15 protein-coding genes are annotated in these 14,673 nt (G+C 43.4%); 1 reads left to right on the top strand and 14 read right to left on the bottom strand.

The features are described from left to right. Nucleotides 1-20: 20 nt before the first annotated feature. From IGJ05_RS15655 to opp3b, 4 genes are read right to left on the bottom strand one after another with little or no spacing between them, the layout of a single operon-like run. Entirely contained in the window at nucleotides 21-959 is a 939-nt protein-coding gene (locus IGJ05_RS15655; RefSeq protein WP_266166515.1) for an ABC transporter ATP-binding protein, read from the bottom strand. 14 nt (nucleotides 960-973) lie between these two features. Further along, complete coding sequence (locus IGJ05_RS15650) at nucleotides 974-2,026, bottom strand: ABC transporter ATP-binding protein (RefSeq protein WP_216593164.1); 1,053 nt, start codon at nucleotides 2,024-2,026, stop codon at nucleotides 974-976. Beyond that, nucleotides 2,026-3,069, bottom strand: a complete 1,044-nt coding sequence (locus IGJ05_RS15645; protein WP_005227994.1) for an ABC transporter permease — start codon at nucleotides 3,067-3,069, stop codon at nucleotides 2,026-2,028. The genes IGJ05_RS15650 and IGJ05_RS15645 overlap by 1 nt, the downstream gene beginning before the upstream one ends. Further along, the gene (gene opp3b, locus IGJ05_RS15640; protein ID WP_005227991.1) at nucleotides 3,069-4,010 is read right to left on the bottom strand and encodes an oligopeptide ABC transporter permease; all 942 of its coding nucleotides are present in this window, start codon (nucleotides 4,008-4,010) and stop codon (nucleotides 3,069-3,071) included. The genes IGJ05_RS15645 and opp3b overlap by 1 nt, the downstream gene beginning before the upstream one ends. Before the next feature lie 84 nt (nucleotides 4,011-4,094). On the opposite strand from opp3b, the gene IGJ05_RS15635 reads away from it, so the two are divergent. Beyond that, complete coding sequence (locus tag IGJ05_RS15635) at nucleotides 4,095-4,430, top strand: DUF3899 domain-containing protein (protein WP_005227990.1); 336 nt, start codon at nucleotides 4,095-4,097, stop codon at nucleotides 4,428-4,430. A gap of 100 nt (nucleotides 4,431-4,530) precedes the next feature. On the opposite strand, the gene IGJ05_RS15630 is transcribed toward IGJ05_RS15635, so the two are convergent. The 10 genes from IGJ05_RS15630 to cshA all read right to left on the bottom strand — a co-directional run bounded on the left by IGJ05_RS15630 (nucleotide 4,531) and on the right by cshA (nucleotide 14,501). Further along, nucleotides 4,531-6,192: a peptide ABC transporter substrate-binding protein gene (locus IGJ05_RS15630; RefSeq protein WP_010749107.1), complete on the bottom strand. Its 1,662-nt coding sequence runs from the start codon at nucleotides 6,190-6,192 to the stop codon at nucleotides 4,531-4,533. A 441-nt stretch (nucleotides 6,193-6,633) separates the two neighbouring features. Next, entirely contained in the window at nucleotides 6,634-7,281 is a 648-nt protein-coding gene (gene pcp / locus IGJ05_RS15625) for a pyroglutamyl-peptidase I (RefSeq protein ID WP_005227979.1), read from the bottom strand. 30 nt (nucleotides 7,282-7,311) lie between these two features. Then, nucleotides 7,312-8,232 carry a DUF979 domain-containing protein gene (locus IGJ05_RS15620; RefSeq protein ID WP_005227977.1) on the bottom strand — a complete coding sequence of 307 codons (921 nt, stop codon included), beginning with the start codon at nucleotides 8,230-8,232 and terminating at the stop codon, nucleotides 7,312-7,314. Beyond that, entirely contained in the window at nucleotides 8,233-8,916 is a 684-nt protein-coding gene (locus IGJ05_RS15615; RefSeq protein WP_010749105.1) for a DUF969 domain-containing protein, read from the bottom strand. A gap of 195 nt (nucleotides 8,917-9,111) precedes the next feature. Beyond that, on the bottom strand, nucleotides 9,112-10,179 hold the full coding sequence (gene rlmN / locus IGJ05_RS15610) for a 23S rRNA (adenine(2503)-C(2))-methyltransferase RlmN (RefSeq protein WP_231435901.1): 1,068 nt from the start codon (nucleotides 10,177-10,179) through the stop codon (nucleotides 9,112-9,114). Nucleotides 10,180-10,478: 299 nt separating this feature from the next. Next, the gene (locus IGJ05_RS15605) at nucleotides 10,479-10,775 is read right to left on the bottom strand and encodes a DUF2500 family protein (RefSeq protein ID WP_081116889.1); all 297 of its coding nucleotides are present in this window, start codon (nucleotides 10,773-10,775) and stop codon (nucleotides 10,479-10,481) included. Nucleotides 10,776-10,783: 8 nt separating this feature from the next. Then, complete coding sequence (locus IGJ05_RS15600; protein WP_005227961.1) at nucleotides 10,784-11,155, bottom strand: type II toxin-antitoxin system PemK/MazF family toxin; 372 nt, start codon at nucleotides 11,153-11,155, stop codon at nucleotides 10,784-10,786. 9 nt (nucleotides 11,156-11,164) lie between these two features. Further along, nucleotides 11,165-12,286, bottom strand: a complete 1,122-nt coding sequence (alr, locus tag IGJ05_RS15595; protein WP_081116888.1) for an alanine racemase — start codon at nucleotides 12,284-12,286, stop codon at nucleotides 11,165-11,167. A 122-nt stretch (nucleotides 12,287-12,408) separates the two neighbouring features. After that, nucleotides 12,409-12,774, bottom strand: a complete 366-nt coding sequence (gene acpS / locus IGJ05_RS15590) for a holo-ACP synthase (RefSeq protein ID WP_015510424.1) — start codon at nucleotides 12,772-12,774, stop codon at nucleotides 12,409-12,411. Between the two features lie 203 nt (nucleotides 12,775-12,977). Further along, on the bottom strand, nucleotides 12,978-14,501 hold the full coding sequence (gene cshA / locus IGJ05_RS15585; RefSeq protein ID WP_081116887.1) for a degradosome RNA helicase CshA: 1,524 nt from the start codon (nucleotides 14,499-14,501) through the stop codon (nucleotides 12,978-12,980). Between the last annotated feature and the right edge of the window lie 172 nt (nucleotides 14,502-14,673).

Below are 14,673 nucleotides of genomic sequence, written 5' to 3'. Positions count from 1 at the left end.
CACTCCCTATACCTTTGACGCTAGTTCCCCTTTTTTTGTGCTAACTTTTCTTGATAGATCTTGGCTTCTTTTTTCGTGGCATAAACGAAATGTCCTGGTGCGATCTCTTCCATTGCTCGTTCTTGGTTATCGTTTGGTTCGCTGACGTATTTGATCCGCTTGCGTTGACGCTCATGGTCAGGATCTGGCAGCGGAATCGCTGATAAAAGACTTTCAGTATACGGATGGACCCCGTAATGATAGATTTCATCGCTGGTGCCTACTTCTAGCAGTTTGCCGTTGTGCATCACGCCGATCCGATCGCTGATGTGTTTGACCATCGATAAATCATGGGCGATAAACAAGTACGTCAATTTATGTTCTTCTTGCAAATCTTGCAGCAAGTTGACGACTTGGGCTTGGATCGAAACATCCAATGCCGAGATCGGTTCATCACAGATGATGAATTTTGGATCGACAGCTAACGCGCGGGCGATCCCGATCCGCTGACGTTGTCCACCTGAAAATTCATGGGGATAACGGGTCCCGTGACTTGGGTTTAGTCCGACCGTTCGCAAAAGTTCATCCACCCGATCATTGCGTTCTTTTTCATTTTTGGCTAATCCGTTGATATCGATCCCTTCGGCAATAATGTCCCGAACTTTCATCCGTGGATTCAAGGAAGCATAAGGATCTTGGAAGACCATTTGAACTTCCCGGCGAAAATCAGCCAGCGGTTTCTTGCCTTTGATTTTCATAACATCTTGTCCATCAAAAAGAACTTCGCCTCCGGTAGGGTTATTCAAGCGAATCACCGTCCGTCCAGTCGTCGATTTTCCGCTTCCAGATTCACCGACTAGACCAAAGGTTTCTCCTTCATAGATTTGGAAGGAGATATCATCGACGGCTTTGACTTCGTCTTTGTGGCCAACGTTAAAATATTGTTTGAGATTCTTTACTTCAAGTAAAACTTTTTCCAACCGTTTCTCCTCCTTTAGACAGATGCCTGAGTATTTTTTTCTTGGAATTTTTTCCAGCGAATCAAGATCTCATCCGGCGGAGTCACTTTCGGTGCTTGTGGCGCTAACAGCCAAGTGGCCGCTTTGTGCGTCGGTGAGACGTCAAAGAATGGCGGTTGCTGTTCAGCATCGATCTGCAAGGCAAACTCGTTCCGTGGATAAAAAGCATCACCTGTTGGCGGATCTAACAAATCTGGAGGTGAACCAGGAATCGCGTACAAGCGATCGCCTGTTCCTTCTAACGTCGGCATCGAACCTAACAAGCCCCAAGTGTATGGATGTTGTGGGTTATAGAAGATCTCTTCTGCGGTCCCCACTTCGACGATTTTCCCACCGTACATCACGGCCACCCGATCCGCCACATTGGCAACGACCCCTAAGTCATGGGTAATGAAGACGATGGACGAATTGATTTTCTTCTGGATATCTTTTAATAACTCTAAGATTTGTGCTTGGATCGTTACATCCAATGCAGTCGTTGGTTCATCTGCAATCAAGATCTGCGGGTAACAGATCAACGCGATCGCAATGACGATCCGCTGCCGCTGACCACCAGAAAATTGATGCGGATAATTTTTCAAGCGTTTCTCAGCATTCGGGATGCCGACAAGGTTCAATAGTTCCAACGCTTGTCGCAAGCCTTCTTTTTTACTGATTTTGTTGTGCTTCATCAATGATTCTGCCACTTGCTTGCCAATCGGCATCGTTGGGTCCAATGAAGTCATTGGATCTTGGAAAATCATGGCGATTTCCTTGCCACGGATTTTTTGCAGTTCTTTTTCGGATTTTTTCAAAATGTCCGTCCCATTGAAGAGGATCTGGCCATTATCGACATTGGCATTGCTGGCTAACAACCCCATGATACTGCGGGTCGTCACGGACTTGCCGCTCCCAGATTCGCCCACGATCGCCAAGGTTTCTCCTTTGTATAGATCGAAACTGACATCGCGGATCGCTTGGACTTTCCCAGCAAAGGTGTCAAAAGAAATTTCTAAGTTTTTCACTTCTAAGACTTTTTTCATAGCAATCACTCTTTCATTTTCGGATCAAAGGCATCACGCAAACCGTCTGCCAGCAAGTTGAACCCAATCATAATCACAGACAAGGTCACAGCTGGTACCCACATTTGGTAAGGCAGGAACAAGAAGGTTTTGTAGCCATCGCTTAGTAACATCCCTAAAGATGCTGAAGGTGGTTTTAATCCTAGCCCAATAAAGCTTAGGAAGGCCTCGAAGAAAATCGCCGAGGGGATACTGAACATCATTTGTACGATGATCACGCTGGAAATATTCGGTAATACGTGTTTCATCGCAATCTTGAGGCGACTTTCCCCCAGCGTCGTTGCGGCTAAAACGAATTCTTGATCTTTTAGTTTCATCGTTTGGGCCCGTACGATCCGCGCCATTGGAATCCAGTTAGTGATCGCCATTGCTGCCACGATCGAGAAGATCCCAGGTTCAAAAACCACCAACATCAAGATCATTACCACTAAGTTGGGAATACCAGATAAGATTTCTAGAAAACGTTGCATCACATTATCGATCCGTCCACCTAAAAGACCAGAGATCAGGCCATAGGTTACACCAAAGATGATGTCAAGCATTGCCGCGATAAACGCGATCAACAAGGAAATACGTGTTCCTACAAATAGACGACTCAATAGGTCACGACCCAAGCCATCCGTTCCTAAAAGGAAATACGTCCCGTCAGGAACATTGGCAGCTGCATACTTATCTACTAGCTCGCCTCCCACCATCGCATAGCCGTTTAAGCCATTGATGTTGATACCAGGAATTTTCGGCGGCAGATTTGTAAAGGTCACATTTTGCGCAGTTGGATCATGTGGCGAGACAAAAATCGTAATGATTGAGATCGCGATAATGATCAGCAGCAAAATGATTGAGAAAACAGCGGCTTTGTTCTTTTTCAGACGACGCCATGAATCTTGGAAAAACGTTAATGAAGGGGTTGCGATCGCTTCACGCTCTTCATTGGTATTTTTTTGTAACGGTTGAAATTTGGCTGCATCGATGGCAGCAACATCATTTGCTGTGTAAGGTTTCTCTGCCATTAGCCACGACTCCCTTCTGAAACTCGGATCCGCGGATCAACGATTCCATATAAAATATCAACAACAAGAATAACAAAGACCAACATCGCGGAATAAAGAATTGTTACCGCCATGATCGTTGGATAGTCATTGGTCATGATTGATTTTACGAACTGTTCACCGATACCTGGGATCGCAAAAATATTTTCTACGACAAGAGAACCCGTCATCAAACCGACAGCTAGCGGTCCTAACAGCGTCAATAACGGAATCAAACTATTCCGCAAACCATGCTTGAAGGCAATTTCCCAGCGGCTCAACCCTTTTGCTCGTGCCAACTCGACATAATCACTATGCAGCACTTCCACCATCTCGGTTCGAATAAACCTGGCGGAATCCGCTAATGGCGACATCGCCAAGGCGACGGTCGGTAGGATCGTGCTGGCAAAAGTCTCCCACTTAGCAATCGGTAAGATCCCTAGTTTGATGGCAAAAATGTATTGCAGCAACACGGCAAAGACAAAGTTAGGGATCGAACGTCCTAAGATCGCCACTAAGGTAGACGTTGTATCGATCCAAGTATTTTGTTTCATCGCAGAGATCGTTCCTAAAATGATCCCAAAGAACGTACCAAAGATGATCGCTTGTAGCCCTAGTTGCAGTGAAGGTCCGATTCTTCCTGATAATAAATTCGCTACTGGCTGGTTTTTAAATTGGAAAGAGATTCCAAAGTCACCTTTTAGTAAATTGGTCAAATAAAGCCAATATTGGGTAATGATCGGTTTGTCCAATCCTGCTTGCTCATTTAGCAAGGCAATTTGTTCTGGACTTAATTTTTCAGCATTCGTATATGGTGTTCCTGGCAAAAATTGCATCAAGAAAAAGGTGATCGTGGCAATCAGCCATAATGTTAAGACCATGTAGAACACTCGTTTCAATAAATATTTCAAAAAGCTGTTCACGCAGTTTCCCCCTTAAGTATTTTGACTTCTATTCAATAATTATGTAAATTAACATAGTACGAATCATTAAAAAGGAGTCAGATCATGAAAATAAAAAAAAGTAGTGGGCTCATACCCCTCCTATGCCTCGCAATTTCTGGCGGATGGTTAGCCATAAAAAATGAATTTTCCATAGCAGCTCTTTCAGATGCCCTTTTCTTGTGGGCGCTGTTCTTTTTGATCATTGGCGGTTTTTTATGGGTATTTGCTTCTGGTTTCTTTGACCATTTTCAATACTCCATGAAGAAAGCTTTTTCCAAAAATAAAACAGATTATCTGAAATTATCCCAAGTCGGCAAACAGAGCTACGCCTTTTGGTTATGGCCTGGTGTCTTCTTGTTATTCCTTTCATTGCTCTTTTTAATGATTGCTACTAGTTAATTTCATTCTTATAGTTTTACTCATTGAAATGAGAAGCAAAAGGCTGAGACAAGAAATTGTCCCAGCCTTTTCTTCGGCATTTCAAGTCAACTACTCGTGATTATTCGATTGATGTCCACTTGTAGTCGTATTGTGCGCCCGCTGCGTGAGCAACAACACCTTTGACTTTTGTTGCACGTAAGTGTGCTTCCGCTTTTTGATAAACTGGAATGACACCTTGTTCATTCATAATGATTTTTTCTGCATTGACTAGATCTTCCCAACGTTTGTCAGGGTCATTGGCATTGGTTGTACCCGCTGCTTCAACGGCTGCATCGTATTCTTCGTTACTCCATTGCCCACGGTTGTATGAATTGCCTGTCGTAAACAAGTCTGTAAAGCTACTTGCATCGGCATAGTCAGCACCCCAACCGCCCATTACTGTATCAAAATCACCAGCGTTTGAACGATCCAAACGAACAGAGAATGGTACTGGACTTAACGTGACTTTCACACCGTCCAATGTTTTTTCGATCGTATCTTGCAAGTACTCAATGATTTTCTTCGTTGAGTCTGTATCAGAAGCTAAGATATCAAATTCTAATGAATCGATCCCTAATTCTTCTTTGGCTTTTTCCCAATGTTCTTTGGCTTGTTCTTCATTGTATTCAATGACGCTGCCAGCTGCTTCCGTGAAGTCTGTATGATCACCAGGGCTGAAGGTCATGCCTTCTGGTACCAACCCAGTTGAAGCAATCGAACCATCCCCTAAGATCGATGTCACTAAGGCATCACGGTCGATCGCATAAGAGATCGCTTTACGTAAGTTTTCGTTACGGAAAGGTGAATCTTCATCACGTTGGTTCAATTCTAGGTAAGAAGTCGTTGCTTCTGGTTGAGAAACAAAGGCTTCATCGTTAGCCATTTGTTGCGCTAATTCACCTGTTAGGATGACATCATCTGCTTGACCATCTTGGAAAAGGTTCAAGGCAGTTGAGGATTCCTTCACGACGCTTACGTTGATCGTTTGTAATTTAACAGTATCTTTGTCCCAATATTGGTCGTTCTTTTCATAAGCCCATTCCGTATCCGTTCCTGGTCCATCAAACCCAGTCAAGACAAATGGTCCATTGTAAACGGCATTGTCGCTGGTTGACGCATATTGATCGCCATTTTCTTCTACCACTTTTTGATTTTGTGGGAAGAAGGATGGGAATGCTAATAAGTAGTCAAAGTAAGGTGTTGCTTTTTCTAGGGTGATTTCTAATTCATAATCCCCCACTGCTTTGATGCCTAGCTCTGATGGATCCGTATCGCCTGCTGTGATGGCATCTGCGTTCTTAACTGGTGAAAATAGATACGCGTATTCTGATGCTGTTTCAGGTTTGACTGTCCGTTGCCAGCCATAGACGTAATCCGCTGCTGTAACAGGGTCACCATTTGACCATTTCGCATCTTCACGTAATTTGATCTTGTAAGTCAGTCCATCCTCGCTAACTTCAGCTGCTTCAGCTGCACCAGCAGGTTGTGGTGTACTGTCAGCATCCAAACGATACAGTCCTTCATATACATTGTTCAATGCACTGAAGCTGATCGTATCGGTTGCTAATGAGAGATCCGCACTTGGCATTTCTTGTGAAACCACTATGTTAAACACTTGTTCTGCACTGCTGTCACCGCTTGCTGCTGTGTCATTGCTTGAACTATTTGTTCCGCCCGTTGTACAACCGGCTAACGCCACGCCACACACAGCCACTAAACCATAGGCCCATTTATTCTTCATCCTGTCCTACCCCTTAATTGAATTAATTTTCAGAATAATCATGCGATTTCTGAAGTTAGATAAGATTTTAATTAATAATTATTAAAAAAGCAATCCTTTTTTCGATAAAAAACACCTCTGACAGAAAGTTTTCTTGGTATTTACTTACCTTACTCTCATCAAACATTCGTTAAATGCTATTTTTCCTTTTTTTATTTATAAGAAATAAAGCAAAAAAAATAATAAAAAAACATGGTTAAATGTAACTTACATTCATTTTCTGTCTTTCTTTTTCATTTGATCCGTCAAAATGAGAAATGTCTGATAGAAGGGTAAATATACAGAAATCGCCAATGATTTTTATCAGAACAGACCAAAAAAAGACCTGATCGCATGCTTGCTGATCAGGTCTTCTCGCCTTAAAGACATTTGTTTCATCCCCGAAAGGATGTCCTTCAATGATTAATGGATCGCGCCGCCAATTGCTTTTAGATCTTCTTTGTCGGCATAATCAACGATGGCTTCCACCGCTGCAGTCAATCCTTTGGCGATGTCTTCGATGCTCATTGCAGGCTGTCCTGCTTTATCGACGACTTGCTGAGGAATAAACGGCACGTGGATAAAACCACCCTTCATTTCAGGGTATTTTGTATCGATCATGTATTGTACTTGATACATGATGTGGTTGCAGACGAAGGTTCCAGCAGTATTAGAAACGGCTGCCGGTATTCCTGCTTTTTTCATGTTTTCTACCATTGCTTTGATCGGCAGTTGTGTGAAGTAAGCAGGCTTCCCTTCTGTTTGGATCGCTTCATCGACGGGTTGATTGCCTTCGTTATCAGGAATCCGGGCATCATCTACATTGATCGCCACTCGTTCTGGTGAGATGGCAAACCGTCCACCCGCTTGGCCAATGTTTAAAACGACATCTGGGTGGATCTCTTCAATTTTCTCTGCGACGATCGCTGCTGATTTCCCAAATACAGTAGGGATCTCTGCTTTCACGATCTGTGCACCATGAATTGTATCTGGCAGTAATTTCACTGCTTCTAAGGCAGGATTGATTGCTTCTCCGCCAAATGGATCAAATCCGGTAATTAGTAGTTTCATTTCCATCATCCTTCCCTCTTTGTTTTACCACTAAAATGCCCAAAAGTACATTAAAGCGATGTGGATCACTAACAATAATAAAGCAATTGGGGCTTGTGCTTTAATGACACCATTGGGGTCTTTCATCTCTAACAAGGCCACTGGCAGTGCGTTGAAATTGGCTGCCATCGGAGTCAGCAATGTGCCACAAAAACCAGCGGTCATAGCCAACGCACCAGCAACGACTGGGTCGCCGCCTTGAGCCATCACAAAAGGTACACCGATGCCTGCGGTAATAACGGTAAATGCCGCAAAGCCATTTCCCATGATCATAGTAAAGATCATCATTCCTAAACAGTAAGCCACGACACCGATAAAACGATTGCCTTCTGGCACGACACCAGAGATTCCTTGAGAAATCACATCACCGACACCAGCAGCGTTAAAAATGACACCTAGTGCTGCTAATAACTGCGGCAAGATACCGGCAGTTCCGACTTGACGAAGCATCCGGTCGGAATCGTCCAGCACTGTTTTCGGTTTAGCGGAAGTCAACACGACTGCCAACAAGAGCGCTAAGATCGATGCGATCCCGATTCCAACTTGGCCTCCTAATGGTGTATAAGAAATCACCACAGCGATCAATGCTAAGCTGATACATGGCACGAAGATCGTACTACCGATCCGTTTAGCCGATGCTTCTGCTTTTTCATCATCCACGTCCACGATTTTACCAATCTGCACTTGTTTGAAGAAGGTCAAACAGCCCATCAAAACGATCAAAATACCGTCCACAAGATACGGCAAGAAATTCCCGAAAGCAAAGACGATCCCTAGCAGTAACCAAAAAGCAGAGGTGCCTAATCGGGTGGGATGATCCGCTTCACGAAAAACCCGTACAGCCGTCATGATCGACAGCAATCCGATCAAGATATAAAAGAATTCCAGTAATCCGTTAACGATTCCTTCCATCTATTTGTCCTCCTTCTTGCCATATTTTTTTGCTAATTTACGATCAAAGAGCAAGTTCGACAATGTAGCAATGACTAAGACGATCAATGCGATCGGCAATGAGGCTTGCGCGATCGAACTAGCTGCCACATCGTAGCCAAGAGATTGCAATGTTCCTACGATCAATAGCACACCAGAAGCAGCCACAAAGGTATTTTGCGCAAAGAAATTCCCGAAGTTTTCGTTAGCGGCAGCCCGAGCTTTGATTTTTTCCTGATCTTTTTCATCCAGTTCCCCAAATTTGTTTTCCCCAGCAGCTTGCGCCATCGGGTTAACGATCGGGCGGATAAATTGTGTATGTCCTTGGATCCGAATAGAGAAAAAGCCAGCAAGTTCTCGAATAAACAAGTACAAGCTTAAGAACTTCCCTGGTGTTAAGCCTTTGATCTTTTCAATCAATATGACTGCTTGCTGCTTCAAGCCAAAACGTTCTGACAAGCCGACCATCGGTAGTGTCAGTAAGAACAGTGTAACGAGTCGATTATTGACAAACGCTTCTCCTAACATTGTTAAAAAATCAACAACAGAAATCCCCGACACAAGCGCGGTGACAAAACCAGCAACGATTACGACAGCAATAGTATCTAGCTTCAGCAAAAAGCCGACTAAAATAACTAGAATACCAATTAATTTAATCCATTCCATCAAATCATCCTTTCACGATAAGTTATTTTTAATGGATACCAGCTTTTAGTATAATCTATTTTTTTCTTGTAAAACAATGTTTTTTGAATTTTCTTTCGAGGAATGCGCTTTCTTTAATGCGTTTTTTAATTACTTAGATAGTAAATAACAAAAAGAAGAACTGCGCTTGTGCAGTCCTTCTTTTGCTTTTTGCGTTTAAGAAGCGGAGGCTTCTTTTTTCATTTGTTTGCTTCGCAGCTGTCCGCAAGCTGCGTCGATATCTGTCCCATGTTCTTTACGAATCACGCAATTGATGCCGTTTTTCTTTAAAATGTCATAAAAGGCTAACACATCCGCTTTTTTACTTCGAGCGTATTGGTCATGCTCACTCACTGGGTTATATGGGATCAAGTTGACGTATGACAATTTCTTTTTATCCTTCAATAAAGCTGCCAACTGACGGGCATGTTCTGGCCGGTCATTGACATGATCCAGCATGATGTACTCAAACGTGATCCGACGATTGGTTTTTTCTAAATAATAATCGACTGCTGCCATCAGCTTTTCAATCGGGAAACTCCGATTGATCCGCATCATGGAGGTTCTGACTTCGTTATTTGGGGCATGCAGCGAAATCGCTAGGTTCACTTGCAAGCCGTTCTCCGCAAACTCTCTAATTTTATGCGCTAAGCCGCTGGTTGACACAGTAATATGCCGCGCGCCGATCGCTAAGCCTTTCGGGTCATTGATGATCTGTAAGAAATGCATCACATTGTCATAGTTATCAAAGGGTTCGCCAATCCCCATGACCACCACGTGAGAGACTCGTTCCCCCTCATTGCGTTCATCAAAATAGTGTTGTACTAACATGATTTGAGCCACGATCTCGCCTGCCGTTAAGTCTCGTTGCTTCTTTAATAACCCACTGGCACAAAACGTACAGCCGATGTTGCAGCCGACTTGGGTCGTCACACAAACGGACATGCCATATTCTTGACGCATCAAGACCGTTTCGATCATGTGATTGTCTGGCAATTGGAATAAATACTTGACGGTTCCGTCACTGGCTTCTTGTACCACCATCTGTTTCAGGGGATTGATCACAAAGGCTGCCGACAGTTTCTCAATCAAAGGTTTCGGTAGATTGGTCATTTCTTCAAAGCTGGTTACTCGTTTTTCATAGAGCCACTCCCACACTTGGTTGGCACGGAATTTCTTTTCTTTTTGTTCAGTTATCCACAAAGATAGATCTGATTTGGTAAGTCCATAAATCGATGGGTTCACTTTTTTCCCTCTTTTCAAACTAGTCGCTACATACTATAACTGAATTCTTTGTGAAAAGCAACCGTACATTGGCTGTTCTTCAAAGCATTCTAGTCCCACGCTTTTGTGGTATTTCACTTTTTTTAGATGCTCTTTCTTCCATTCATTGAATCTTTGGCCATAGGAAACCTCTCACAAAGACCTGCATAAAAAAAACAAGCAGTGACAGAACCTGCTCCGATGTACGAAACAAAGCGGCTCTTTCCTGCTTGTTTTCATGAGGGGGCTGTTTCCTCGTGCGCATTACTTTCATTACATGATCACATTTCAAAAGAAAGCAATCTGCCTTCTTTGGCGGTCAACATGCCCCGTTGCGGCGGCTGCAGTTGCAAATAAAGTTGTAGCGACATTTCTAGTATCAGCTCTTTGTCTCCCTGCTGAAAAACGCCGTAATAATGTGTCTGTTCCCGCTTTTCTTCATATGTATGACTCACAAGATAATATCCTTGTTCCATGGTTTCGTTGCGCTTTTTTGTTTCTGAAAGAAAACGGCGAATATGTTTATACGTAAAGAAACTCAATAAAATGACAACTGCTATTAATACTACATACCCCATTGACAGATTTATACCTCGATCGTTGATGTGGCAAAAGTCGGCTCAACACCAATACTGATCATCAAGGCAGCATCGACTTCACACATCACTTTATCGTCTAAGTGACAAACCTTTTCTTTCAAACGGCTTTTGTCGATCGTGCGAATCTGTTCCATCAAAATGACGGAGTCTTTGCCAATCCCTGTGCAAGAAGCGGAAATCCCAATATGCGTTGGTAATTTCGGCTTCGCCATTTTTGCCGTGATCGCCGCAATGATCACAGTGGGACTGAAGTGATTCCCCAAGTCATTTTGAATGATCAAGACTGGACGTATCCCGCCTTGCTCCGATCCAACCACTGGTGAAAGATCGGCAAAATAAATATCTCCCCTTTTTACCATAGGACCACCCTAACTTTTATATTCTCGCGGAACCCTTGCTGAAAGGGTACACGCTACTTCATAGTGAATCGTTTCTAACTGGTCTGCAACATCCTGCATCGTAATTTGTTCTCCATGATTCTCACCGATCAAGGTGACTGGTGTACCGACAGCAAATGCCTGCGGCAAACGAATCATCAATTGATCCATACACACTCGACCGACGATCTCACAACGCTCGCCTTCTACTAAGATCGAGAAGCCTTGCATTTTTCGTAACCAGCCGTCAGCATAACCGATAGGCACGGTGCCGATCCATTCCTGACGTGGAGTGATATATGTTTCACCATAGCCAATCCCCGCTCCTTTTTCAAGTAATTTCACTTGTATCAGTTCAGAAACGAGCGAAAGCGCAGGTTTTAAGGAAAATGGTTCGCTCAGCGCATGACCTGATGGGTTCAACCCATACATTGCGATCCCAAAACGGACCATATTTCCTACTGCTTCTTTGTGCCATAAAGAGGTTGCGCTATTGCCTGTATGTATATATGTCGGCAAATAGGGCAAAACAGTTAAGACTTCTTTAAAACGTTGGTGCTGGGTTTCCCAATAGCTCGTGTCTGCTTGATCCGCTGTGGAGAAATGGGTAAAGATCCCTTCCCAATCAAAAGAGGGGTGATCTTCTAACCAAAGAACGGCTTGGCGCACTTCTTCGGCAGTCAAAAAGCCGATTCTCCCCATACCAGTATCCACCTTGATATGCACTTTAAGCGGCTTATTTAGAGGGTTCTCCTCTAAATAAGCGCCTGCTTCTAGCAGCCAGTCCATCGAAGCGACTGGAAATGACAAATCATAGGTCGTCAGCAAGGCAATATCACACACGTTCACGACACCTAAGATCAAAATCGGGTCAGTAATCCCTGCTTCTCTCAATTCGATCGCTTCATCGATCGTCGCAACGCAAAAACCATCTGCGCCGCCTTCTTTGGCTGCAAGAGCGGTTTGAACCGCTCCGTGTCCGTAACCATTCGCTTTGACCACCGCAAAAAGAAATGTCTCGCTTGGTAAGTGAGCAATCTCATGTTTGATGTTTTCGGTAATCGCAGTTGTATCAATTATCGCTTTCGTTGGTCTATGGTAAGCAATCACCATTTCCAGTTCCTTCTTTCTACTAGTGCTTGATCAGACGAACAAATTAAGTTGGTTTTATGTAGTCGGCTGTTCGTCCATGAAGTATCAACGTCTTCTTGACTGACAGACTCCTTCAACTTGGTTTATTCACTATCTAGTACTTCTAAAATAATTTGTGCAAAAGCAGTATCATTTGTATGGGTGATACTGACAAACGTTTTTTCTAAAGGATGCGGTGCTTTAGTAACGATCGGGGCACCGAATTCATTGGTCAAGACTTCAATATCATGAAAAGAAACTTTGCCGATCCCTGTCCCCCAAGCTTTCGAGAACGCTTCTTTGCAGGCATAGCGCCCGCCAAGGAACTCTACCTGACGTTTCAGAGGCAAGCGTGCAAATAATTTTGCTTCCTTCTCTGTTAAAATACGCGTTATAAACTGAGGTTTTTTTTCAATTAATTCTTTCATTCGAGGCAGCTCGACTGCATCGATCCCGATTCCTTTGATCATTCTTTTCTCTACCTTCACCTAAGATAGGGTTTTCCAAATTGGAAATACCCCTTGTTCAGCTAGTTACCATTCTACCAAAAAAATGGCGAATTACCATTCAAATCTGACGATTTTATACGGAGATTAAGATTTTTAATCGTTCGTATTTGTTTTTTATATAAAAAAAGACCTTGCAAGTTTCCTTACAAGGTCCACAAACTTAATTAGTCTTGGTTATTTCTGATTACGAAACCGCGTTTTTTGTCGTTGCTGCGGCGATTGTTTTTACGGGCACCATCTTTTGAATAGTTGCCGCGGGCTTTATTGCCGTTGCCGCCGCCACGGTTCCCACCGTTTTCTTTGCGGTTACGATTGCCGTTGCTATTGTTGCTGCGACGACCATTTTTGTTGAATGATTTTTTCCCTTGAGGCAATGGACGCTCTGGTGTGATCTTCACTGGTGCTAAATCAGCAGGATCTTTCGCCATAGTTTTTAGAAGCAATGCTGCTAAATCTTGTGCAGAATAACGTGCTAAAAGATCGTCGGCTGCTTGCAAGTATTTATCTAAGCCATTTTCATCCAATTTGGTTTCAACAGATTCGATTGCGGCACCTAATTGACCTTTGAACGCTTCTTTTTCGGTCGGTGGGCGCATTGGTGTCATCCGTTTTTTCGTTAAGTTTTCAATGACGTGCAGATAGCTCATTTCGTTTGGTGTAACGAAAGTCACAGACATTCCACCTTTTCCAGCACGGCCAGTACGTCCGATCCGGTGAACATAGCTTTCAGGGTCTTGAGGGATATCGTAGTTATAAACGTGTGTAACACCAGAGATATCTAATCCACGAGCTGCAACGTCTGTGGCAACTAAGATATCTAGTTGACCACTCTTGAATGAACGCAAAACGCTCATTCGTTTTTGTTGAGAAAGGTCTCCATGAATGCCTTCTGCTTTATAGCCGCGGGCTTCTAAGCCGCGCGCCAATTCATCGACACGACGTTTCGTACGACCGAAAACGATGGTCAATTCTGGCGTTTGCACATCCAATAAGCGAGTCATGATATCAAATTTTTCGTAATCTTTTGAACGAACATAGTATTGATCAATCAAATCAGCGGTCATTTCTTTGGCTTTGATCTGTACATGTTCAGGCTCTTTCATGAATTTCACGCCGATGTTTTTGATTGCTGGCGGCATTGTTGCTGAAAATAGCAATGTTTGACGAACATCTGGTACTTGGCTGATGATTTTTTCAATATCTTCCAAGAAGCCCATGTTCAACATTTCATCCGCTTCATCTAATACAAGCGTTTCAACGGTGCCTAATTTCAAGGTGTGGCGGTTGATATGGTCTAACATACGACCTGGTGTACCAACTACGATGTGGGGACGATCTTTTAGTTGACGGATTTGACGGCCGATATCGGCTCCACCGTAAACTGCTTGTACACGAATTTTTTTGTCTTTACCAAGACGGTACAATTCTTCTTGGGTTTGGATCGCTAATTCACGGGTCGGGGCAATCACTAATCCTTGTAGTTGATGATTCGTTGGGTCAATTTTTTCTAACATTGGCAAACCAAATGCGGCGGTTTTACCAGTACCGGTCTGTGCTTGACCGATCACGTCTTTGCCTGCTAAGGCTAATGGAATCGTTGCTTCTTGGATGGGTGTTGCTTCTTCAAAGCCGGCACGCTCAACAGAAGTCAATAATTCGTTGGATAATTCTAGATCTTTAAATTTCAAATGGATCCTCCTAGGCTGGTCATCTTTTCGATGCCTGTTTTTCTATCATCGAAGCGTAGGTTAGTTCTTCAGAAACACAAGAGTAGTCCCATTTACTCTTATCTTTCTCTCGGTACCGAAAAACCGCTTCACGAAGGCATTATAAAAGGCTAAAACAAGTGTTGTTTGTCTC

The organism is Enterococcus sp. AZ167 (assembly GCF_051714025.1).
GTDB lineage: Bacteria > Bacillota > Bacilli > Lactobacillales > Enterococcaceae > Enterococcus_D > Enterococcus_D casseliflavus.
This window is presented reverse-complemented; position numbering and strand designations above follow the sequence as displayed.